This is a genomic window from Nostoc sp. JL33, from assembly GCF_017114985.1.
Lineage (GTDB): Bacteria > Cyanobacteriota > Cyanobacteriia > Cyanobacteriales > Nostocaceae > Nostoc.
Genome location: NZ_JABXKP010000022.1, coordinates 21,667 through 45,569, shown reverse-complemented (window position 1 = coordinate 45,569; position 23,903 = coordinate 21,667). Strand labels below are relative to the sequence as shown.

Sequence of the window (23,903 nt, the reverse complement as noted above, 5' to 3'; positions counted from 1 at the left end):
CCCTCATCATCCCTTACCCATTCCACTTTTATCAATGCGCCATATAAAGACATATAAAGACGCAATTTTCTATCTCTTTATAGCTCTAAATTCTGAGTTTTGTTGAGCATTATTTTCAATTTGATGATGCATATCAACAACAGATTGAACCTTATCAAGTGCCTGTAACTGTTTCTCTGAAACGTTAGGCGATAAAACTCCATCAGTGAGAACAGTCTCGCCGTTTTTGGCACGAACAATTACATTATCGCCAAGGCGTTCAAAATCAAAATTTGTACTTTTAAAACTCTTGGAACCATCAGGGTTATCTTTGCCCAAGATATTCAGCAGTGCTTTAACACTTTGCTCGATAGCTTGACCTTTAACATCATCAACAGCAGCTCGTAGTTCAGTTCGAGTATTGTCAATAGCTGACTTAACACCCATAAGGCTTTGCTCAACAGTGTTTTTAACACTATCTGCTTGTGTACGTAACTCTTGAGTTAAGTTACCAACTTGTTGATTGAGTTCATTTCTTACACTGTCAGTCTGATATTTAACTTCATCCTTGAAGCTAGTAATTTGTTCATTAATTTGAGATTTGAGTAAAGCAATTTCGTTTCTGAGCTTGGTAACTTCAGGTGTTAGCGCATCTTTAACCCACTCAAAAACATTCTTGGCAGTTTGTTTTACCTGGTTCTCAACCGTACCCACCCAGTTTTGAAGAACCGTATTTTGAATTTGTGGTAAAGAACGTTCATTCACCTGGGACAATGCTTTTTGAGTATTTTCAATCAACTGCTGTTGTTTCTCCAAAGATTTACCCATTTCGGCAACTTGGTCAATTAACTTTGACAGCGATTCAGGCGTTTGTTGCGTCTCTTTGATACTTTCAACAAGTTTTTGCTGTGCTTGAAGTTTACTTTGTAAAACTTTCACTTGTTTTTGCAAAGCTTCTACACTATAAATTCGCTCCTTCGTTACAACTTTATTTGGCTGTGATGGGGGAGCTAAACCTAATAAATCATTGGTTATCCGTCCATTTTGAACGCGAAAAACTTCCGATTTACCAATCTTGATCAAGATAGTACCTTGAGAATTTTTGGGGTCAGTTATCGCTTTGTTAATATTTTCTAATTGTTCGGAAGTCAATAAATTTTTAGATGGTGATTGTCCGACAAGTCCTTTATATACCTGCTGACCACCAGCATAAATACTTATATCGTTGCTAGTCGGTATTTCTTTTGATTTTGCTTTTTGCTGAATATTTTTAAGTAGGGCTTCTAGAATATCCAAGTAGTCACGTTTAATTTCTTTGGCATCTCCATCATCAATCATGATTTGATTCCTTTAGTAAAACTTGAATTAACTCCGAAGGATTGACAGTTACTTTGGGAAGAATTATTCCGCCCAGATGATTGATTATTACCCTTCCTTCAATTTCGATATAAGCAAACTTGCCATCAATGATTACTTGGACAGTTGAGGTATTAATTTCTGGATTAGCAGGTGTATAGTCAGTGAGAACCCCGTCTAAAATACACAAGCTAGCCTTTTCACCAGCATCGCTATAAATTTCAACATATTGAGGAACATAATTAATCCCAAAAGGCTCATCGTCCCAAGCATCGACAACATTTACAATCTCACATGGATATTTATCTGCTAAAGCTGCTATCTGAGGTGGAAGTTTTGCAATTTCTCGTCTGTCATAATCATTAAGTGAGTAAAAATCGCGTGACGACATGGGATTTATCCTGAATATTTGTGATGATTAAGGGCAGGAAATTTCACTTTAAATCAGACTTGCATATGATGATAACTGCTCTTGGTTTTCTATTAAAGGTAACAATTTTATCGCGGAGGCTCGGCGAATTTTCATTTCTTCATCTGCTGGAGTTAAGAGAGTAGACTTTTTAGATAAGAACTTTTGAAACTCGTACCAAGCTTTCACACTGTCAGCTTCAGATTGGATTTCATGCTGAGGAATCTTAATTGATTGCAAGATTGGCAAACTTATCTGTCCACGAGAACGAAACCCTGGACTAATAATTACAGCTTTTCCTGATGGCAATGTATTAAATTGGTTAATGTCAAATAACTTCCGAGTACTGTTTTGGTCAGAGTTGGAAATACTTGCACCACCCTTGCCTCCTGATGAGCGAGAACGTTGCTTGTATTTAATTTCCTCTTCACCTAAAAATTTACTAAATCGTTCGGCGGCGACATCATCTTGGGGGTTAAAGAATGCTTTGGTAGCACAACCACCAAATATTGCATTAGTTGTGTTTTCTCCATAAGCTTCAATCAGCATTGATAAGTTTTGCAAGCCCAGCAGAGAGATTAAGCCGTCCTCGCGGTTCTGGTTGAGCCAATCAACGAGCGCGGGTAAATAGAGGGTGGGTAACTCATCAACAGCTAATACTAGAGGCGAGGTGCGCTTGGTGGCGACGTTGCGGCTAATCAGAAGGTGAAGAATTGAGACTAGCAAGGGTGCGATTACATCACGCTTCTCTTTGTTCATCCCGAATACCACCATTTGTCGTCCCTTCAAGTCCAGTGGAATATTAGTTTTTCCACAGAACGCTGCTAAGGCAGAGGGAATCATAAAACGGCTGAACAATCCGCTAGCTGTACCCACAATACTAGCTGCTGTTTCTGGCGACCCTGCAACAGATACAAACTGTGCGAAAGCCTCTCTAACCATGAAGTTTAGTTCGGCGGCTTGCTCCATACGCTTAACTAACTTTGGCAACCCCAGGATTGCTTGGCACATCATAATATCTGGGTAAGGAGTTCCTTTCGCCAGCATGAAAACAGCTTGCACTAGCTGATCTCCAGCATTAGTAAAAAAGCTGTTGCCAGAATCCTTTTGTCCGAGTTGAAAGTTGCGATTGAGTGTAATTGCTAACTGCCGCGCCATCTCCGAGTCTTCATTGTCACGAAGAAAGTCTATTGGGTTTGCAACTGAGGATTCTGCAAAGCCTGGAGCCAAAATAGTAACTTGATAGCCACGTTCGAGAGCATATCCAGCCAGAATCGGGGCTTGCCCTTTAGATGCAGCTGTAGCAGATTCTTGCTGTGCATATTTAAAATCGTACAATACTAATGGAAATCCTTGATCTATAGTTGAACGAATCAAAGGATTAATCATCGAAAATGACTTTCCGCTCCCCGGACCACCACAAACTAGGATGCCTCGTTGTGCCTCTGGAAAATAAAGGGTTTTTGAATCTTCAGGGATACTCGTTTTCCTAATTCCATTGATAATCTCGCTCTTTATATTCTTGGGAGTGCCAACATATAAAGATACTCGGTTATGCTTGCGGCTTTTAATTTGCTTAATTGCCAGTTGACGAGCAGCTTTTTTCTCCACCGCGCCGCCCCATCTCGCGGTCGCTAACTTGGCTTTCCCTCCTTTGCTATCGATGATTTTGGCGATTACAATCACCGCACCGCAAGCGAGTATCCCTATCCCTGCGGGGGAAAATAGCGCTGATTCAAGTCCTGGGGGAATAAATTGATTTGGGCTAACAATAGTGTTTGCGGTTTCTGTCATCGCCCAGTCCCCACAATGACTAATTCATTCTCGCTCACGGGCAACCAGGGTACTGGGCCAATGAAATAAGGGGTGCAAGTTTTCTGCATAAATGGCGGTCGCGCACAAATTCTAAAGAATAAGCCAAAGTCGGCAGTCCCCTTGGATTCACTGACTCCAATTAGCGCCACTTTGAACCCATTACCATAAACTAGCCGCCCCGTGGGTTCCCTTCCTCCGTTAACGGCGGCAAGAATTCCATAACCGCCCTTAACTTGTTGGGATGAGCCAGAAGCCCAGCGTTTGCCATACAAGCCGCCTTGACTGCCAGCAAAATCCCCCATTTCTAAGTATGAGCATTCCTTGCCAGGAGGACAGGCTACTGTCACAGTGCGATCGCCTCTGACAACGCTGCCAGATACAAAGTAGTCGTTGCCTGTCTTTGGGTCGCCCTTCTCTGCCGTACCAAGTACAACGGATGCGATACCCACAACACCAAGAAGAGAGCTAATAGGCTGAGGCATTTTATCAAAGGGAACTTGACTTAATTTAGGAATTTGATTGACATAAGCTTGCTGCCATGATTTAAATTTCCCTAACTGAGTTTTGCTCAATCCAGGAATTGAATCAAGCGAATATTTGCTTAGGTCAATCTTATCTAGTGTCAGGTTTGCGGCTTGAGGATTTGAGGCTATGGCTTGAGAAATAGTGCTGCTACCCAGTCCAGCACCATTCTTAGAAAATAGAGCCGCTAATGGGGGAACTTCTGATAGGCTCAGATTGCTTAATTCAGGCATCGCCTTGACCAATGTTTTTGGCGTTTGCCATTGCATTAATCCAAAGTCTTTGAGGGTGGGTTTGGTGGTTGTGGCTGTAGTGGGCAAAGCCACCGTGCTAATGGACTTTAAGCTCAAGGCAGACATCTTAAAGGCATCATCTGCATCGCCCAACATCACAACAGAGTCTACTTTTTGCCCTGCTGTCCACGAGCGCGAGGGGTCGTAGCCAAAAGTCGAAATCAGGTTTTTAGGTATCTTTAAAAATCCTGGTTGCTGGATGGCTGGCAAAGTGTCCCACGTAATTTTTGACCAATTGGGAGCAGCCGTCTTGTGCAAGCCTTGGGAATAATCGATTGTCGGGGTTGCGCTGCTAGCCTCACTAGGTGTCTCTGCGATTGAGGCGGAAAGTGGAACCAGGGAGGCGAAAGCAGTCAGTAGAAAGAGTTTAGAATACAAAAAATCGTGTAAGTCTTCACGAATATACCTCAAGAAATCGCTCATAATTGCCCCCATTCAAGTAATTGGTTAAAAGTGGTTTTATCAACCTGAGAAAGTGAAATCGCCTCATCTCTAGTCTTGCCACGCCGTAACAATTTAATTGCATCTTGTACCTTGTTCCAGGTGGTAGATCCGGGTTTAACTTGACCTTTCCGCCCAGCTTCTGCCAGCCCAAAAGCGAGGGCATTAGCATCGTTCCTTTGAATCGCGCCGTCTAGCGTAGTCCCAGGATTGGGGCGGAAAACGGCAACAGGCTGAGGCTTTTGGACTGTTATTGTTTGTGGTGGCGGCGAGGGCTGGTGGACTACTGGCGGCGCTGATTGCGGTTTTTCAACTGTTACGGGAAGTGGCGTTCGCGGACGGGTAATGGGCAATGGGCGATCCGAATCAGATTTAACTACCAAGCTTGTATAGGCTGGGTTGCCTGTGGCGGGAACTATCTTAAACTGATATTGCTTTTGGCTGGTAAGTAGTGTAATTTGAGTGCTACCATCGCCGCTTGTGGACACAGGAAAATCGATTGGGTCAATCTGGCGAAGAAAGATTACGGTCGCTTTACCTCCCACGCATTCAGAATCGCCGCCTGATGACGGGCATAAACCACCGTTTGAGGTAAAAGCGAAGCGACTTGGATCGCCAATCCAAACTTGCTTGATAGTTTCCCCAGTAGACATTAAATTAATAGTTAGTCCATAGCCTTTCCATACTTTTAATTCGATAGCGCTAGAGTTTGCATCATTCTCGTAAACCGTTCGAGCAGGTATCGCCGTTGCTTTTGCCGCGCTAGTTAAGATTAAAAATGCTGCAATAATAGTGGTTTTCTTTAACATCTATTCCCCTCCTGAAATCCTTGTTTAGCCTCAGTTACCGTAACGTTATTGTGACTAGAGCCTAAAGCGATATTGTTTGATTAATGAATATTTGAACTGACTTGCCAGCGTCGATCACAAATACTTCTTCTCTACCGCTCAACTGTTGAGAACGGGCGACATTTGAGCTTTTGATATTGTCAAGAACACTATTAAATGCACCCTCTCCAAAAGCGGCGGATAAATCTTTTCGTTCGTTGGTAGTGGAGCTAGTAGAGAAGCCATTAGAGTTGCTGCTGATTTGAGTTACAGGGCGATTCTGTACCTCCGCAGCCTTGGCAACTCCTGCGACGATCGCTCCAATGAAATTGTTACCCAGGTTGCTACCTTTGCGAGACTCTGCTTTTAAGAAGCCACCATCCTTGTCCATTATCAAAACAGCGTTTGGTGGTAGCGGTTTTTCTTGGGTATCGCCATTAGAGTTAATTAGGACTGAAACGCCGCGTAGTTTGGCGAAACCCGAACCATTGGACTCTGCTAGTTGAACAACCAGATAAGCGCCTACTCTTAGTACGTCGCCACCATCAGAAGCCTTTAAGGGTTTCGATATTTTCACTAAGTAGTTCTGGTTGCCAGCATCACCAGCACCCCAGGCGATCGGCGTTTCTAATCTGCCCTCTGCGGTGCTGCCGACGAATACGCGCTTTGTATTGTAATTAATGGTTGTGTTCTGGGCGATTTGCGTAGCTCCTCCTGTGCCTCCTTCTATTCCATTCGTCTTAGTAGATTCCTCACTTTCTGGCTCCTCGGCTGAACTGCTGAAACTGCCAGCATTGGCAGCAATAAGCCATTGCTGAGTGGGGTCTATTTTTGCGACGTTCGCTTGGGGGAGAGGGATCGATTGAGGAGATTGTCTGACTGGCTGGGCAATTTGGGGCTGGGGTTGAGGTTGCAATACTCTAGCTGTGGGAAAGGTTCTAGGCGCTGGATGGCTAGTAACGGAATAAGGCTGTTGTCCGCGCTGCACTGGTCTTAGGGTGGGGGTAACAGGCGCTACAGCTACTGGGGTTGGGCTAGAGGTAGGCGTTGGGCTTGGCTTCTGATCACGAATCTTTTTAAATTCGTAGTTTTGGCTAGTCAGGGCAAGTGCTGTTTTATCCTTGCCCGTCTCATTTTCTGGCTCTGCTAGGGGCGTTTGCTCTTCTGGGGGCGGTTGCACTTTGCTACTAGAAAACTTTAGGGCATTCATCGAGTTGCCTAGCATTGCCCCAATTATCACTACAAAGAGAAGTATGATCAGGGCAATGACACCAATCTTCAAGAGTGGAGATTGCGAGACTGTTCGAGTGGTAACGATTTCCTCTGGTGCGGGGTTCTGTTCTGGTTGAATTGAATCATTAATCGAAGAGGTTTTAGCCCCGTTCATGGCGGCAAAATCTTGCGACTCTATCTCAATAGTTGCCGACGGTAAGGGTTCCTGGCTGTTCTGGATCATAGGTCTAAATCTTGGATTTTATAAATTTCCAACCCAGCTTTCCGAACGCGAGAAGCGGTTTCTTGAACATCGGATGCAAATCTAGGAATGGCAGCCGTATCAATCGCCCTGACAAATACAGTTTTGTTAAAAGCGATGGGCTTACCAACTAAATTACTGCCTTGAAAAACAACAATCTCTGCAACCATATCTACTTTCCATTGCCCATCCTTAATGCGAGTAGGCTGACTGATTAGGCTGACTTTTAGGATTGATTGCGTAGACCCATTAAAGACATCGGGCGGTGTGAGATTACTTATCTCCTCAAGGAATGGGGCGCGAAAATCTTCTGACAATGCAAAGCCTGAAGCCCATGCGCTAGTAGTAATCTTGGCTTTTGATGTCGATATCCCAGGATCTAATTTCAATTGTTTGGTGGGGTCTTTCTTGTAATCATCAGTCGCTTTTGGTAGAGCATTCCAACTCAAAAGACCCGTCATTGTTTGCCCGACAAAACGTGTAATCGCTTGCGGGGAGCGTTCGCCGCTACCTATAGGGAGAACTCTAATAGATTCGCCATCATGTAGCTCCACAAGGGTGGAAGCTTTAGTTTTAGAAATTGTGACTATCCGAGCAAAATTGACAATTTCTATGAATAATAAAAGCGTTAATAAAATAGCATTGACTATTAAGAAAATTGGGGTAAAATTTAACTCTTTTCTCTCTAATAATTTCATCTTCGTAACCCCACAGAGAATTTAACCCCACTAGTGAAAGCTGAGAATACAGCCATTCCGCCACCAGTGCCTATGGCTACCGCGAGTAATGGCGAAAAGATGGCTTGCAAAAGTTGCAATAGCAAAGGATTGCTGGAAGGCTTGGAGACTATTGCGCTGGCAATAATGCCTACTGTTATGGAGTAAGAAATGAGAACCAATGTTAGTCCTAGCCAGCCCGCAAGCCAAGCATAAATAGGCTTGCTTTGGAAAGGCAGCAAAGATAGAACTAGGAAGATTGGGGCGGCGAATGCAATCATTAAGAATGACAGTTGGACGATGTATTGAAAAGCTGCCGATACCCCGCTCAGGATGACATAAACCAAACCTTGGATTGCGCTATTGATTAGTTCGCCACTAAGGTCTAAGGGGTTCCAACTTCCGACTCCAGAACCCGCGCCAGTCTTTTCTCTAGCTTTCTGCGCGTCTTTTCGTGCATTTTCCACAGCATCTTTGATGCAAGCTTGTTTCTCGCTCAATTCTTCACCTTCCTGCTTTTTTTCTCTTTTCTTCTCGCAATTAGCTATAGCTAATTGTGCGGCTAAAACAAAGCTTTGATCAGCATTAACATTCCGTATCGCATCTCTCAAATTGACTCCATTTCTCGTAATATTTAAAATACTCCTGTTTAGTCCGGTCGATACGTTTTTTAATGCGACTGTTGTATTAGCGAGAAAGAACCCATTATTACTAAGCATTGCAATTACTAGCAAGGGTAAAACCATCTCAGAGATAAAATCAAAACCAAACCCTTCTTCTGCATACTTCCTGTACCAGCCAAATGATGCAAAGCCAATCATCACAACAGCCGCGAGGGTAGAAACAGCGACGACAGCCGTATAAATTGGGCTTGTTCCAGATGCTAATTCTAGCCAATCATTCTCAAACGATTTATAGATTAGGTCTGCGCCTGAGATAGCGCCTTCGACTATTTCGCCTGAATTCGTAGTACCCGTATCTTCTCCAGCTTTTTGCCCTGTCGTTTGGGCAAAAAGAATAACTAAGAACGTTATCATTTGAGTTATCGTAACGTTATTGTGACTCGATTATTGATTCTTCCAGAATGAATCGTTAGCGGCAGCAGATTGGATTATCTGGCGAGTAGCGGCGTTAGATTCCTGATCCTTCGCCGCAGCTTGCTCATCAAGCCTATCTGAAATATCGGCAAGGTTAATATTTGCAACAGCCAAGGAACGGGATTGCTTTTGTGCTTCTGAGTGGATAGACTTGGCAATCACAACATTTTGCAAGTTTTGAATAGCGACCTTTTTAAGAATGTCTTGGGTAATAACATCCTGTTGGGCGGCGGCAGCATTTTCGCTTGATTGAGCAGTGGCATCATTAGTTATTGCTGCCTCTTGCGATTGCACTCGTTGACCCTCAACTCCTAGTACTGATTCTGACTGACCGCGTGTATATTGCTGGTTCCAATCCTTGATAGCATTGTCGGCTTGAATGCGAGGGTCTAATATCAGCAACGCGCCTTCTTGTTTCTGAATCACTTTCTCGATATTCTTGCCAGCTTTTAGGGGATCAGGAATACCCAAATCGCCAACGCTAGATTCAATTGCCTGGGTTAATTCAGCTGACAACTTGCCCAAACTTTTAGTAAATTCTTTCTGATAATTACTAATGTAAGTCTGCAAGCTGCTATAGATTTGTTGAAATTGAGTTAAGAAAGATTGGTTTTGATTGGTTTGAGCGTTGGCTGGAAGGCTAGAAAAGGATATCAAAATCACTACGCCTGAGATCACGATCAATCGGTTGGTATTCAAGATACAAGTCCTCCAGGGCTACTACGAAAGGTTTTTTAGTACAGTCAGATTTTACGGTCGCTTGTTTTTTTGCTAAATCAAAAGAAGCGGCTCGAACTATTAATGTTTTAGGCGACTCTTCTTTATTCAACAAACTGGTAAAGAAAGGATCGTCAAAGGGCAAAGCATTAGGCGGAAGGGTAGAAGCAGGGGAGCGAAGAAGCATAACATAAGCACCTGGGCTGGCGGATTCAGAGTTAATCCCCGGCTGCCTTAGTTCACGTAAGCGCTTATTCTGATACTTCAATGCTCTTAGACTAGGACTGCGCTTGACGGCATCTTCGCCTAATTCTATATCGACACCGCAATTTATCTTTGAATCGCTAATAAATTTTGCGTATTGAGCTTGGTTGTATTGCCAAACCTGAAAGCCTCCTATTGACACGACACCCGCGAGTATTGCCACCAATAGCTTCGTATGAATGACTGACGATAGAACCTTCATAATGGTTTTCCCTGTTTGATGCACTCGACATAATATTTAGAAAATTCTGCCACCCAGGTAAACTTATCACTGTGAATTTTCTTGAACTTATCTCGCGTTGCTTGTTCCTCTCTGCTATTAGCAACCAACGCCAGCAGGGGATACGAGGGATAATAGCGGCAGCGCACATACTTGTTGTTATAATCCAACAGCCACAAAGTATATAGCTGCTGAATATTAGGGACAAAGCTTTCGTTTTTATCAATAATTTCTCTAGGGATGCCCAGTAACTCAGAGAAACTATTAGCCGCACCTGGGACAATGCGCCCAATCAATCGCAATGGCATATTTTGTAATATTTGTTCTCCCGCCTCCGATTTAGCAATAGAAATCACATCCTGCGCCGCCAGAAACACCCGACAGCCTTGTTTACGAGCCGTAGCACATTTCCGACCCGCAAGCCGCGACAAGGCGGAAAAACCCAGCAAGACGCTAGCCTCATCCATAAAAAACACGCTGTTGGGCGACGAAAGGGATTGCCGAGACGCGGCGATATATGCACTCATCCCGAACACTTCTGCATCTTTCCCTGATTGCAGATTAGTCAGAGCAAAGGTAATCAACTGGCTATCTGCCTGGAAGGTTGAAGGCTTACAGATTGCGCTACCAATGCTACTGGCCTGCCAGTACTGTAAGCGCAAGCGGATGTAGTTTAGTGCTTTTTCTACATTGTCATCCTGATAGCCCAAGTAAATACACTCAGGAGAAAAGAACTTCTCCATATCTACTAGGGTGGGAGTATTCGCCCACTCTGGGGTATTAATTCCTGCTTTGTGCGCTAATTCAAATCGCTCTTGGATTTCGGCATCTTCATAAAAAGCTTTTGTGCCTAGAGGTATAACAGACTCGATAGTTTGTGATAGCAACCCATCAAACTTTTGCGTTCCTAAAACTAATTGAAGCACAATTAAATTAATATCATTCCGATGGGCTTTTGTTCTTTCCTCCCACTGCGACTCAGGAAGCTTTGATAGGTCTAGCGGTTGTACAAGGTTGTTTGATTCCTTAGAGATATCAAAGTAAAACCCATTAAAGTAGGGCGTGAAGTCTCCAAAGGTTCCTGAACCATCATCATTTGGCAAGTCAATCATTAATACTGACATTCCCAACGCCAAGCATTGATAAATAATAGAGGCAATTATTATCGATTTCCCACTCCCGGTAGTGCCAATTACCATCATGTTTTTCGGCTTTGACAGGTCAATGTGAACCGAAGATTGACCCTCGTCAGCAACTAATTCAAAGCCTTGTTTATCGCCGTGCGCTGTTTGAACGACTGGCGTTAAACCAATTACTTCACTGGCAAAGAAAGTGGCGCGTCTGTTGAAAGGAAAAGTCAGCTGCGGTCGCTGTCTCAACAGCAAAGTATCAAGCCAGATTGACCATGTATATTGCATTTCTCTAATCAACTCGGCAGGCTGATTGATATACCCTGAAATCAGCCTGCAAGCGTCGTCGATTTCGTCTGGAGAGTTGCGATAAACAAGGATTATGACAGCTACATTTTCCGGGACATCACCCGTGTAAAGCTGCTTCTGAGCATCAACTGACCGCTCCGTATTAATTTGCGCTCCTACGTCAATAGTCTTTTTGCTGGCGCTAACGGAGGCATTTATTGACCGTCTTGTAATCAATTGTTGGGTAAGCCTAATCATTTTTTGATCGGCTGGGCTAATCTCTGTAATTATCTCGACATCATAAATAACCTCGCGTGAGAATACGTCCCATAAAAAGCGTACTTGCTGATGGGTTGAAGCAAATATCTCTGGTTTTTGGGCAAGCGTCATTACGCCGATATACTTCTTTTTGTCAGTACTCTGGTGGGGTAAACATACCCAGCGTCTGTCCGCGTAGGGTATGCCGTTATTCAGAAGTACGGATGTAGCGTGTAATTGGTCGTTATACCGCGATGGGTTGGGCGCGGCTTCGCTAAATTCCTCTTTTAATTCGCCAGTATCATAAACTAGAGCATGGGGCACTTTTGTCGGCTTCGCACCCATTCTATCAACTAGGTCGCCCCACAATTGCTTGTCTGATTTTGGCGAGGGGAACAAGCCCATCTCAGATAGTATTTGTTGATGGCGCAAAGAGACAATTATCGCTTTTTCAAGAACTTGAATTAAGTTTTTTGTTGTGAGTTCGGTTGCTCCTGTTGGGGTGAATTTGCGCTGTAAAAAGTTCGCCAGCTTAACTATCGCTCTATCTACCGCGTCACCACCTTCGGTCCCTCCTGGGCGGACAGTAAAAGTCGTGTAAATACTGAGCTTGATATCCTTGCGCTGATAATTACGCGTCAGTTCTTGCATCCGCGCAACCTGCCCCCAATCCAAAAATTCTATCTCTTGAGATACAGGGCTATCTAGTCTCTGGCGATAGCTTTCAATCACTTTCTCTTCGTCGCAAAACGAAGACCAACGAAAGGTGAATTTCTCACCCGACGAGAACTCTTTACAGCCGTTCTCAAAAGCCTTGGACATCGCCTCTAGTCTCTCTGATGAATTAAACAGTGGGTGAAAGCCAGTGCATTCATATCCGAATACTAATTGCAGGGTGTTGTTAGTGTCGCTTACTTGTTTTTTGCTCAACAAGTAAGCCCCAATTTCATAGTTACCCTTTTTGAATTTCACTAAAGTTGCTAGGTCTAGAAAGTCTTCAAAGGGTACTATTTTTTGATTACGAATGCTGCTTTTTACCATAGTTTAGGCATCCCCTTTGAACCCGCCCTTTTTTTGTTTTGGGGCGAAGAATATCTGACATAGCCACGAGTGAAAACTGGAACGCTTGGGAACACTCTTGACCAGAACAAGTAAGGACGTTTGCCAGATAAAACTATCACAGTTGCACTCAACCAAACACCAGCCAGCAGTCCCCAAACTATTCCTGCCCCAAACATAATCGCTATGATGAAGCCCACGCCAAACATAAATAAGGCGACTGCAAACTGAAAGCCAGTAAAAATGCCTATTGTTGCATTTTGACCAAGTGACTGATTCACCCGTTTGATGGGCGATTTATTGTACTCGCTCATCACTAACAAGCGGCTGTAACGCCGTTAAATAAGATACTTTGAGCAATCCAAAGCACCAGGATTATGAAAAACACGCCTACGGGCTGTTGAACCATCTGCGTTACTTCCTGTCCTTCACCAATGCCGTTGGCAACCTTAAGCCCAGAAGCCACAAAGTATACAAACAAAAGCACTGTGATGGTTGCATTGATAACTGCGGGAAGTGCTTTAATCGCGGTAGTAGCCGCCGCCGCACCACCGCCACCAATACCACCAGCGCCGCCGAACATACAAGTCATTGCTGTCTGAGCCGAATCGAACAAGCCCCACCCATAAGAAGGCATCGACTGCATGACAATGATTGTCGCCGTACCTGCCGCGTAAATTTGATGCTGATACTTGCGCCCAATCGCCGCGAACGCCTTAGCCAGAACTTGAGATTGTGTTCTTCGCACAGAATTATTAGATGCCAAGATAATTGCTCCTTTCTTCATATAAAAATCAAGAATTCAGAATTCAGAAGTCAGAATCAATCAAGTATGGTTTTACACCATACTTAACATCCACCAGCGATGCACTGAGCCGGTCGTTGTGTCGCACAGAATTCAATTCTGAATTCTGGCGACTGACTCCTGAATTCTGTTTTGATAAAAATTACTTTTTCGATCCTCTTTGAAGAAACTCATTCTCTATGTCAACTAAAGTATGCTCTCTAGCTAGTGAGCGAATTTCTTGAAGGGGAGCAATATGACACTTGTATAGCTTGCTCATGCCATTTAGACCACCTGTTTTTTTGTTGGTGAATTTCTTGAACTCTGGCAAGTACTTCCGAGCTATATTCAAATATGCTTGTAGTTGTCTTGCAGAAACCTTTGGCTTTAACATCGCCGCAACTTCTGGTCTTGTTAGTTCTTCATTTTGCCAGGTAAACCCCCCTATCCCCATGATTCTGAGAACTTCTTGTCACTTCTAACTACATATAAAAATACCCGCCTTTTTCGTGGCGGGCAAGTCGCAAATGCAACTACAAGAGAAAAATTTTGTTCAAAGACAAGAATTTAGCTTCTTACCCTGACTCGCCCATTTTTCATCTAGAAGGCTGCAAGCTACGTGAACAACGTTTTGAGGGTTTCGCTTAAATCTTCCTTTCATTCCCCAGCAGCGAACAGTGTAATCACTTTCGTATCCTAATACGAACGCCATCTCTTGATAAGTTAATTTCCACTTCTTCTTAAACTCTATTGGGTGCATAGTATTTATTTGATACTTGCATAAGGAACTTATTTAATATTTATAACATAATTACTTAGTCAAATCTTTATAATTTAGTATCAGAGGATAAATAATTTTATTATATTTATTTATCTTAATATTTTTCTAAAATATATTAGCTATTATCGGATTTATCCAATTTATCTATAATAGAGATATTCTCTTTTAAGCAATCAACTTTATGTCCAACACAGATACTAATTTTCAGCAACTCTTTCAACCCAAAAGTCAAGTTAATGAAGATAACGAGAATCCCACGCTATTACTCAATCGCTTAACTCCTACTGATGACCAAATCAAAGACTGGCTACAGTCACCACAAATCAAACAGTGGCTTACAAAACTATTAATGGGCATACCGAATAATCTCAAGATAGAAGCGATAAATACCATCATCAAAAATGTTATACAAAACCCAGACAAAGACTGTCGAGTACAATTCGGTAGTTCAACTATTGGGATTGATGTTTTACGGTGGCAGCTTTGGGCATCCTATAAATTACAGAAAGCCAGTGGAATCAAAACTCCTGATTGCCCCTACACTTTGAAGAAACATTTGGATACTCCCGACTAACTTCCCAGATCACATAATCCCGAAGTTTCATTAAATTCCCACACAATACCCGATCTATTCTTACCAAAACTACCATGCTTAACTGCAAACTGAGAATTGCTTCCACTATCTCACAAAGAGCAATGACAAAGAAATAGATAAAAGTACGATTTTAATCCGTACTTCCATCTCTTGATTTTTAATCAATCATCGTTATATTTGGGAGGGTTAAGTAGAGAGCAATGCAACAGGCGATCGCACTCTTGGCGGGCAGGTACGCCATCGCTTGACTGCCATTAACTTAGCAGATGACTAAACCTTGTATTGAAGCTGAATTTGATGACGTTAACAGAAACATTTCTTCACATCCATTTTAGGCTCAAGCCCATGAACATCTTTCATCGCCCAAGGAGATTCTTTAGAGTTCGTAAGCCAATTGGATTTTCGATTTGAGACGATGAGTTAGCTTTAGAGCTACCCTTGTAGAATAACAGAATCTCTCAACTACTCTTTGACTCATGATCAGGCTCCTTCAAGTCGAAAAATTTCCGATTCTGATGTTGCCGGAAATCGAGGCGTATTTAGAAAGTGGACTATTTCGTGGGATTGGCAAGAAAACTGCTCAAACTTTGGTCAATTGCTTTGGAAGTGAGACTTTATCGATATTAGATAACAACCCCGAAAAGCTTTACACTGTTCCCGGACTAACTCAGTATCGGATTGATGGTATTACCAAAGCTTGGTCAGAGAGTAAAAAGAATCCGAACTTGGGAGTAATTACCCAACTTTTGGCTGTGGGAACTTCATTGAAGTTAGCTTTGAAAATTTGTGACTATTACGGACACAAAACTGCAAATGTACTTCAGAACAACCCTTACAGATTAATTGATGATATTGATGGCATCGGTTTTAAGACTGCTGATGAGCTAGCAATATCTCTTGGTATCCCACTATACAGCGATACTCGTTATATCTCAGCTTTAATCCATGTTTTAAAATCCGGCTTGCGTGAAGGGAATTGTTTTTTACCGTTTGAGCAATTAGTAAGTATTGCCACTGACCTGCTTTCTTCACCACAGCATACGCCCGATGTTCAATTTTTAAATACAATCATTCAACAGTTACTCTCCAAGGGGACTTTAGTTTCGGGTGATGTTGGTAATAGTGTTTATCTCAAAGCTGCTTATCGGGCTGAACTTTCTGTGACTTTGAAAATTCTTGCTCTCCTTGACCAACCAACTCACCCCACTGAACATTTAGAACACTGGTTAGCCCAATTCCAAACTACTGACTATCGCCAACTTTCACGTTTAAGTGATGAACAAATCAGCGCCTTGATGATGGCAGCCAAACATCCAATTAGCATTATTACTGGTGGCCCAGGTCGAGGGAAAACTTATGTACTGAAAACCTTGGTTGAATGGTTCATGCATACTGATAAAGCAATCGCACTTGCCGCTCCAACAGGGAAAGCTGCTAACCGGATGAAAGATGCTACAGGTATTGAAGCAACTACTATTCACCGTTTATTGCAATGGCAGGGAAACAATGCGGTTTTTCTTTATAACGAGGATAATCCTCTAAATCTTGATTGTCTAATCGTTGATGAATTTTCAATGGTTGATATATTTCTGTTCAATTCGCTACTCAAAGCCTTGCCCAAAAAAACCAGAATTGTACTGGTAGGGGACTTTCATCAATTGCCCAGTATTGGCGCAGGAATGGTCTTGCGAGATTTAATTGTTTCTGAACTCGTCCCTACAACTCTCTTACAGACGATTTATCGCCAACGGCACGAAAGCCCGATTATCTATGCAGCTAATGATGTCAATTCTGGCATAGTCCCCACACTGCACAATTTTAATCAAGTTTCTGATTGGATGGATGTCGGTGACTGTGCAATGATTCAAAAAGATTCGCCCCAAGCGACCTCCCAAGCCATCGTTGAGTTGGTTAAAGCTATTGCCCAGTCAGGTGTTGATTTAAATCAACAACTAATAATCTTAGCGCCCCAAAAACAAGGAGACTGTGGAGTTCACAATCTCAATCTGCTTCTTGCCCCCATCTTTAATCCCAAACAAGAAAATCAACCACAAGTTGTCTCTGGGTCGGTTGTCTACCGAATCGGCGATCGCGTAATCCAGCTGAAAAACCGTTATGAAACTGTCCCGCCTGTGATGAATGGCGAGATCGGTCAGGTTATTGCTGTGGAGCCGGAAAAATTTTTGGTTACGATCTCTTGGGAGGGCGGCGCAGTTGTTAATTATTATCCTGGAGACTTCGAGCAAATTATGCACTCGTTTTGTATAACTTGCCACAAAAGTCAAGGTAGCCAATTTCCTTATGTGATTTTCCCATTGGTCAGGGCTAATTACCGGATGTTAACCCGTCAGTTGCTCTATACGACTATGACTCGCGCAATGGGTACATTCATCGCAGTTGGACAGCATGAAGCATTGAAAACTGCTGTCGCTACAGATAAACCTGCCCAGCGTTTTACTGGACTAACCAATCTGCTCATTTCACCTGTTGAGCAACTTAGTGAAATCTGGCAGAGTTTGAGTAACACCAGAAAAACCACTTGTGCGACAACATCTGCGTCTACTGTTACTGTCGCTTCTAGGCTAAAACAACGCCAACTGACTGCTACACAAGGAGAGATGACTACTATTGGTAGTCTTGCACTACAAATGTATGAGTCTAAATATGGTTATCGTCCGTCAAAACAGCCCGAACTTGTCGGGAAGTTTCGCTTTAATACTTATCACTATGAGACTACCGCAATTGACGAGATTGATTCAGCAATTGACACAGTTCTGCGCCTTTAATAAAACCCATGCCCAACATGGGAACAACGGTCGCATCCAACCAGACTACTCTTAAATAGTTATCAAGTATCCGCATTATCAGTAAACAGTTAAAAGTTTTGATAATTGGGTTTAAGTTCCCCACTATACGCCGCCAGGACTGATAACCGTTGACTTTTCACTGATTTAATATCTATGGCTATTCCGGCAGCAGAGTTAAAAATTGGGCAATCGGTGAAGTATCTGATCGGTACTCGAAGCGGCATGAGCGCGGCAATAACCGATATCAGCAAATCATCTCTTAGCATTAAAAATACTTATATTGTTACTTTGACCTTTGATGATGATTCACTACCAAATCACTTAAAAACACAACAACTAACTGTTTATGACGAATTGCTTGAAGGTTGTGAAATAATCACATTTTAAAAAATGAAAATTGGCAACAGCAACAGCAGAGCGCACATCCGCCGCGACAAGTTGAAATTAATCAAAATACTAACTTGCTGGCTGATATAATCCTGTATTTTCGTTAAATTCCCACCCTAGCCCTGCTCTATCTTTGCCCTTACACCATGCTACAAAAAGCGGTGGGGGAAGATTAATTCGCTCCTTGCGTACAGTTTCCTCACTTACACCAAGTCTCTGGGGCTTTACCTTCTTCGGTTAATGGCTGCATTCGGGGACTATGCACAATGAATGATGAATTATTGTAGTACGATTTCTGTCCCCGCTTTTGTTGGTTGTTGAGATAGTCTTGAACTTTAATGATCGCCTCAGCCAACTGTGTCATTCGGGCACACATCCCCTCAGTTTTTTCTTCTAAATTGGCGAAATTATCAATTGCTGTGGTTTGGTTCCTATTAGATTCACTTGATAACTCTGACTCAAGCTTATCAAGTCTTTCGCAAATAGCTATTATCGTTTCATTGGTAGGACTGCTGTTACTATTATGACTAGCAACTAAGTACTTCTCTACACTTGCCTTAATCTTTGAGTCTAGGCGTTCGTCTAAATCATTTCCACCTATTGCATCAACCTTATCTTGGGAATCGCCTAAGTAGAGATCGATAAATTCGAGCAGCGTAGCTGTTGCTGTTGTGCCTTTCGAGTTGCAACAGGCGATAAACTGCTCCCACTTCCTTTGGTCACAGTTGAAAGATGCTAATTTTTTTTTGCGCCCTGTATTGCTCATGTTCACGTATCATCTAGGTAAACTGGGACTGTCCACGCTTATTAAATCGTGTAATTCATCATGATGAATTACCTTGATGCTATCATCGCCAAATGCGTCAGCGCATTCTTCAAACGATGTCTTTTATGGAAAGATGCTACCGCCAACGGCTACCATTGGCGATCAAAAATTATCTCAGGCTTAAACACTTGCAGGATTGCTTATCTAATTTTTGATCACCGAAACAGTGCTGAGTACTTAGTTAGATTGCTGAGTAAAAAAGCAATAATTGCATTCAGTACAGTCAGTCTGTACCCCTACTCAAAAGCTAGCTACGCGTAGCGTCTCTAAAAGTTGCCCCTGCTTTTAAGCCCTGAAAAAAATAAATATTTATTCAATACCTTTGCCAAAATAAGAGCCTAGAAAAATTTTGGCAAAACTGGCAAAATTACCCATACATAAGCGTTTCGCTTAAAAGGTAGTTTGTCATCTCAAACCCTTATACTACGGTCAATACGTTAAAAAAAACCTTGTGGGAAACCTTAAAGGAATTTTTAGAACTTATTGTTTTTCCCAAACCGAGCGAGAACAGCGAGTTAATAGTGAAAGCGTCATCAACTCACCCTCGTAAATTGGGGAAGGTATTGTTATTTCGAGATTATTGCACGAGAAATAATGCATTTATCCTTGCTTCAATCCCCTAAGATAAATCTAAGCGGTTACTCAGCACTCTTTAACTTACAAACTGTTTTGTTCTGATCGCTGATAGGATGATTAACTATCGGGGGTTCGGGGCAGTGAAGATTGACCGTCACGGGAAGGCAAAGGTTTTATCGCCGGAAGAAATCCAGCGTCTGTTTACTTCGGGGTTAACCACAGAGCGAGACAGAACCCTAATAGGCGTGATGCTGTATACGGGTTGCCGCGTCAATGAAGCAGTTACCCTAAAAATTAAAGATGTTTATAACAGCAAGGGACGGATCAGAGCAGAGCTGATCATCCGTAAAGGGAATACAAAGGGAAAGTTAGCTACCCGCAGCATTCCGATTTTGTCAGAACTAAGGAACTTCTTAGCTACTTACAAACCGACAAACTCCCGTGACGGTTTTTTGTTTCCTGGCCGATGGGGGCGCGGTCACTTGCACTCGGAATATGCAAGCCTAATCTTCCGAAAAGCTTGCGAACGTGCGGACATCGAAGGAGCAAGCACCCACAGTTGCCGGAGAACTGCCCTGACACTGATGAGCAATGCTGGAATTCCATTGCGAGTTATTCAAGAAATTAGCGGACATCGCAGTTTGGAGCAACTGCAACATTACCTGGAGGTGGAACCATCCCAAGTACGGGGTGCGATCGCGGCGTTGTCGATGCTCTCCCCACCATCAATGAGCAGCAGTAATTTTGACAACGCAAATGCGAATAACACTAACTTCGTCTTGGAGTGATAGATCAGGAAATACATGTTAGTTGATCTAGACAGAACTGAGAGTAAATAAAGGCTATAAGGATTTTCCCAAAAAGCCATTTACAATTCCATCAGCAACACCTCAAGCGATAGCCACTGATAAAAATGAGGCAGAAATTGCTCTTTATTTACGTAGCTCAGTCGAGGCTTTGCCCGCCTTCGACATCGCCGACTTTATCCCTCCATCGGCAACACATCTTCATTCAGCAAGGCGTAAAATTCCGGGACTTGATCCTCGACAAGTCGCAGTTCATTTGCGGCGATCGCTTCAAGTTCCAGTACCGTCTCCCAGCGCAAATCACTCTGCCATCGCTTGAGAATACCTTTAATTGCCTCAACTCCATGAGAAATACCTCTTCGTAGTATTTCCACGCAATGAAGTAGAGTAATCCGGTCAGTTTGGGGTGGAACATAAACTGTAGTATCCTCCCCTTTGCAATGGGAGTTCCCTATAGCATCAAGGGGGGGGATGGATACGGGCTGCTGATTGGGGTTTACACTATATACAGTAGGGGTTTGGGGAGCATAATAGGTTCGATTTTCTTTTTGATTACGCTTCGTTTCACGATGAGCAATCACTTGGAGAGCAAATTCTAATTCCTCTTTAGATAAAGAGAAAAGTTTCACCTGTTGACCCCGCTTACCTTGCTTACGGAAGGTCAACTTTAGCCCCAGCTGCTCTAGCATTGTGGCCAGCAACCAAATAGGTTTACAGTCACTGGGAATAGTAAACCCAAGAATTGCTTTAACGTGAGCAGCACAGTTTTTAGCAATCGCTGTCATCTTGAGTAAGGTGGCATCCGAGGCGGCAACTTCCTCACCCCTCATTAAACTTAAGAGAATTTGATGCAGCCCCAGGTTAAATCTAGCCAGCCACCGCGCCGAATAATTACCCCAGTCAATGCACAAAGGTAGATTGTCCCGTTCGCTGCGGTCTTTTTGGGTGACAATTTTTGGTGGGGTAGGATAACTTCGCCCAGTTTTGGGGTCAACAATTGATTCTTCGGGTGGGGCTAAAATGGCCTCAAGTCCGGCGATCGCTCTAATTAAGCGGCCACCTTTATCCATTTCTACGATTGATTCGGTTACTTCGATGCCGTAAGAATCAGAAATGCGGAACTTTTCACATTCAAAAATTTGATTAGGGTCAAGGTAATCTTTGCTCTGACGGGCGCGGTACTCACTCAAAGAAATATTCTTAGCCTTGGCAACAGCCGAATTGTGGGCGCTATCCAAAGCTTGTGCTGCCGCTTTTAGACTTTCTCTTGCTTGAGGATCTGAATCATTTCCCACATATATAAATGTATTGCCCATTTCGGTAAGGAGCGATCGCAAGTCATCACGCAGATTATTTAGAGAATAGTGGCGGTTAGCCATAATTTGACAATAAGCATCTAAGGCCCAATCTTTCTCGGCTCCGCGTTTGCCTGTTTGACGGTCAATCCGCAACAGAAAAGCGGTCATTTCATTGGTTTGGAGCAAGCGTTCTTTAATCTTAGTAGCATTAGTATCCTTGTAACCAAAGGGAGGACGCGGGGCCACCCAAATATGAAACGGGACTTTCGGGCGATAGCGGTACAGTTGTTGGGCGCACTCAGTAGCAGTTTGGGAAACGCCGTGGAACACACCAAATACGGCATCAAAATGATACTCCGAAATATCGACACCAGTACCGAGACTGGGAGAGGTGAACAAGGCATCAAAGTTTTTGACGGCGTTGGTGATATCTTTGATGAAAGCAACATTTTCATCACTGCCAGAATTGTCAGAATGAACCGACCAGATACGCCATTTTTTTTGTGTATGTGATTTTTCGGAGTTAGATTCTTCGTAGTTGATAGTAAAGGATTTGTCGAGTTTTTTGATAAAACGCTTACTGTCACTGGCAACCATAGCTTTCTCACCAAGCATCAGGGCTGCCGAGATTTGGGCGACTAGAGCGCTCTCATTATCCCCCTCGTACCAATAAATTGTGCGCTCCCCGTTTCGCCACTCGTTTTTAATGATGTAAGGTACTTCACCTTTGGGTCGCATGGAGCGGAAGAAATCCACAGTCAGGTCATCCATGTGTGCATCAGCGATGACGACCAGTGGCGCGTTGTATACTATATATTCCAGTACTTCTAGAATTGCTGCACGGTGCTGTTTGCAAGTATTACTGTGTAGTAGGTGGGTGAGGTATTGGCAGGCTTCATCTATAAATATGCAGCCGTAGGTGAGAGACTGAGTATTCAGCTTATGCAAGCTGTCAATAGTAATACTAAGGGCTTGGGCCTGGGCTAAACCTGTGTAACCCAAGTCTGAATACATCGCCGTCCGCAAGCGAAAGCCAAGATTTTTCAACAAGTTAACCCGATGTCCATTGTTGAGAAATCTGGCATCAGGATTTTGGTCACGCCACCAGCGCTTGGTACTAAGTCAGGATGCAACCGTTCATCAAAATCTTGTTTGCCGACGCGCCCGTTCCAAATTCCAGGGAGTGCGATCGCTACAAACCCCAAAGAGAGCAAGCAAGCTGCCTTTTTTTCGCCCTCGCATAATATTATTGGAATCTCTGGATGCTGCTTTATCCACTCCCAGAAAGTGATTTGTATATCTTTCTGCCCAGAGTCGATGAAATTCAGTTTGTGCTGCCCAACCCATAACCAAAACATTAGGGGATTGAGATAGCCTTGTCTGCATAGTCCTAAAAGAGAACTAGACTGCGCGTATGAGAGCGAATTACGTAAGTTGGCAGCATAGAGAGCGTTTTTTCTTCGATTTTTAACATGCAGCTTTTGACCACGTTTTGCAAAAAGTACTTTTTGAATATCGGGGATGTTGTAGCGCCGTGCAACTTTATTCAAAATGCAGTTGGGAATATCGAAGTAGGTGACGCGGTTAGCTGTCTTGGGAGGTGATTCGTATTTGACGGGTTTCTGTGATTGCCAATCAATGCGGGGAAAGTTGGGCTTAATCCGCCCCCATTCCATCGTTTCCCAATTATTCAACGGGTCAAGGGATTGAATCCATATCCCCCCCAGTAAGAGATGATCATACTTTTTGATGTATGTATCTGTGACTCGACCGCCATTTTTGCGAGGGATTTTATTGGAGATAAACAGGTAGTTGTAGATTGTTTCCCCTTCAATGTGGAAGAAGTTGCGCTTAATCAACGCTGGATGAATCGCGCTGCCAGTTAGCAACTCATGGTATTCGGCAGCCAAGAGGTTGTTTGGGTAAACAATAGGATGTGATATCTGCTCAACTGATACCTTAGAATCTGGTTTAGGCTCAAAGAACTCTTTGTTGCCACCGTTAAATGCATTTTTATTTTTATTCACAATCTCTCCCAATATTTTCCATGATTAAAACAACCCATTCGCAATACTTCTCTTACCAGAGGCTGCGCCAACGGCTACGCCCTTCTCCTTCTCCTGTCGGAGACGCTACGCGAACGGAGACGCTACCGCCAACGACTACCAAGAGGACAAG

19 protein-coding genes and 1 pseudogene are annotated in these 23,903 nt (G+C 43.2%); 4 read left to right on the top strand and 16 right to left on the bottom strand.

Annotated features, from left to right (window positions below):
- Positions 1-69: 69 nt before the first annotated feature.
- The 14 genes from HWQ23_RS05330 to HWQ23_RS05265 form a co-directional block, all read right to left on the bottom strand.
- Complete coding sequence (locus HWQ23_RS05330) at positions 70-1,317, bottom strand: GumC domain-containing protein (RefSeq protein WP_292824608.1); 1,248 nt, start codon at positions 1,315-1,317, stop codon at positions 70-72.
- Positions 1,310-1,726: a hypothetical protein gene (locus HWQ23_RS05325; protein ID WP_292824606.1), complete on the bottom strand. Its 417-nt coding sequence runs from the start codon at positions 1,724-1,726 to the stop codon at positions 1,310-1,312. The genes HWQ23_RS05330 and HWQ23_RS05325 overlap by 8 nt, the downstream gene beginning before the upstream one ends.
- 48 nt (positions 1,727-1,774) lie before the next feature.
- Positions 1,775-3,538: a type IV secretory system conjugative DNA transfer family protein gene (locus HWQ23_RS05320; protein WP_292824604.1), complete on the bottom strand. Its 1,764-nt coding sequence runs from the start codon at positions 3,536-3,538 to the stop codon at positions 1,775-1,777.
- A complete protein-coding gene (locus HWQ23_RS05315; RefSeq protein WP_292824602.1) occupies positions 3,535-4,797 on the bottom strand; it encodes a hypothetical protein in 1,263 nt (420 codons plus the stop codon). The genes HWQ23_RS05320 and HWQ23_RS05315 overlap by 4 nt, the downstream gene beginning before the upstream one ends.
- Positions 4,794-5,624: a hypothetical protein gene (locus HWQ23_RS05310; protein ID WP_292824600.1), complete on the bottom strand. Its 831-nt coding sequence runs from the start codon at positions 5,622-5,624 to the stop codon at positions 4,794-4,796. Before HWQ23_RS05310 ends, HWQ23_RS05315 begins: the two co-directional genes overlap by 4 nt.
- Positions 5,625-5,685: 61 nt before the next feature.
- The gene (locus tag HWQ23_RS05305; RefSeq protein ID WP_292824598.1) at positions 5,686-7,098 is read right to left on the bottom strand and encodes a hypothetical protein; all 1,413 of its coding nucleotides are present in this window, start codon (positions 7,096-7,098) and stop codon (positions 5,686-5,688) included.
- Positions 7,095-7,814 (bottom strand): hypothetical protein, encoded by a 720-nt coding sequence (locus tag HWQ23_RS05300; protein ID WP_292824597.1) that lies wholly within the window; start codon positions 7,812-7,814, stop codon positions 7,095-7,097. Before HWQ23_RS05300 ends, HWQ23_RS05305 begins: the two co-directional genes overlap by 4 nt.
- Positions 7,811-8,869: a hypothetical protein gene (locus HWQ23_RS05295; protein ID WP_292824595.1), complete on the bottom strand. Its 1,059-nt coding sequence runs from the start codon at positions 8,867-8,869 to the stop codon at positions 7,811-7,813. The genes HWQ23_RS05300 and HWQ23_RS05295 overlap by 4 nt, the downstream gene beginning before the upstream one ends.
- A 30-nt stretch (positions 8,870-8,899) precedes the next feature.
- Positions 8,900-9,592 (bottom strand): hypothetical protein, encoded by a 693-nt coding sequence (locus HWQ23_RS05290; RefSeq protein ID WP_292824630.1) that lies wholly within the window; start codon positions 9,590-9,592, stop codon positions 8,900-8,902.
- On the bottom strand, positions 9,570-10,112 hold the full coding sequence (locus HWQ23_RS05285; protein ID WP_292824592.1) for a hypothetical protein: 543 nt from the start codon (positions 10,110-10,112) through the stop codon (positions 9,570-9,572). Before HWQ23_RS05285 ends, HWQ23_RS05290 begins: the two co-directional genes overlap by 23 nt.
- Positions 10,109-12,847 (bottom strand): VirB4 family type IV secretion/conjugal transfer ATPase, encoded by a 2,739-nt coding sequence (locus HWQ23_RS05280; RefSeq protein ID WP_292824589.1) that lies wholly within the window; start codon positions 12,845-12,847, stop codon positions 10,109-10,111. The genes HWQ23_RS05285 and HWQ23_RS05280 overlap by 4 nt, the downstream gene beginning before the upstream one ends.
- Positions 12,841-13,179 carry a hypothetical protein gene (locus HWQ23_RS05275; RefSeq protein ID WP_273770085.1) on the bottom strand — a complete coding sequence of 113 codons (339 nt, stop codon included), beginning with the start codon at positions 13,177-13,179 and terminating at the stop codon, positions 12,841-12,843. Before HWQ23_RS05275 ends, HWQ23_RS05280 begins: the two co-directional genes overlap by 7 nt.
- A gap of 2 nt (positions 13,180-13,181) precedes the next feature.
- Positions 13,182-13,652 carry a hypothetical protein gene (locus tag HWQ23_RS05270; protein WP_292824586.1) on the bottom strand — a complete coding sequence of 157 codons (471 nt, stop codon included), beginning with the start codon at positions 13,650-13,652 and terminating at the stop codon, positions 13,182-13,184.
- A gap of 160 nt (positions 13,653-13,812) precedes the next feature.
- Positions 13,813-14,103 (bottom strand): hypothetical protein, encoded by a 291-nt coding sequence (locus tag HWQ23_RS05265; protein ID WP_292824583.1) that lies wholly within the window; start codon positions 14,101-14,103, stop codon positions 13,813-13,815.
- Positions 14,104-14,611: 508 nt separating this feature from the next.
- Between HWQ23_RS05265 and HWQ23_RS05260 the strand changes: the two genes are divergently transcribed.
- The 3 genes from HWQ23_RS05260 to HWQ23_RS05250 all read left to right on the top strand — a co-directional run bounded on the left by HWQ23_RS05260 (position 14,612) and on the right by HWQ23_RS05250 (position 18,219).
- Positions 14,612-15,004 (top strand): hypothetical protein, encoded by a 393-nt coding sequence (locus tag HWQ23_RS05260; protein ID WP_292824580.1) that lies wholly within the window; start codon positions 14,612-14,614, stop codon positions 15,002-15,004.
- A gap of 497 nt (positions 15,005-15,501) precedes the next feature.
- The gene (gene recD2 / locus HWQ23_RS05255) at positions 15,502-17,811 is read left to right on the top strand and encodes an SF1B family DNA helicase RecD2 (RefSeq protein WP_292824577.1); all 2,310 of its coding nucleotides are present in this window, start codon (positions 15,502-15,504) and stop codon (positions 17,809-17,811) included.
- A gap of 174 nt (positions 17,812-17,985) precedes the next feature.
- Positions 17,986-18,219 (top strand): hypothetical protein, encoded by a 234-nt coding sequence (locus HWQ23_RS05250; RefSeq protein WP_229563038.1) that lies wholly within the window; start codon positions 17,986-17,988, stop codon positions 18,217-18,219.
- A 199-nt stretch (positions 18,220-18,418) separates the two neighbouring features.
- Here the strand turns inward: HWQ23_RS05250 and HWQ23_RS05245 are convergent, their stop codons facing one another.
- On the bottom strand, positions 18,419-18,985 hold the full coding sequence (locus HWQ23_RS05245; protein WP_292824570.1) for a hypothetical protein: 567 nt from the start codon (positions 18,983-18,985) through the stop codon (positions 18,419-18,421).
- A 776-nt stretch (positions 18,986-19,761) separates the two neighbouring features.
- Between HWQ23_RS05245 and HWQ23_RS05240 the strand changes: the two genes are divergently transcribed.
- Positions 19,762-20,409 carry a tyrosine-type recombinase/integrase gene (locus HWQ23_RS05240; protein WP_292824628.1) on the top strand — a complete coding sequence of 216 codons (648 nt, stop codon included), beginning with the start codon at positions 19,762-19,764 and terminating at the stop codon, positions 20,407-20,409.
- Between the two features lie 194 nt (positions 20,410-20,603).
- On the opposite strand, the pseudogene HWQ23_RS05235 reads toward HWQ23_RS05240, so the two are convergent.
- A pseudogene (locus HWQ23_RS05235) lies at positions 20,604-23,335 on the bottom strand (plasmid replication protein, CyRepA1 family); the annotation flags it as partial.
- Between the last annotated feature and the right edge of the window lie 568 nt (positions 23,336-23,903).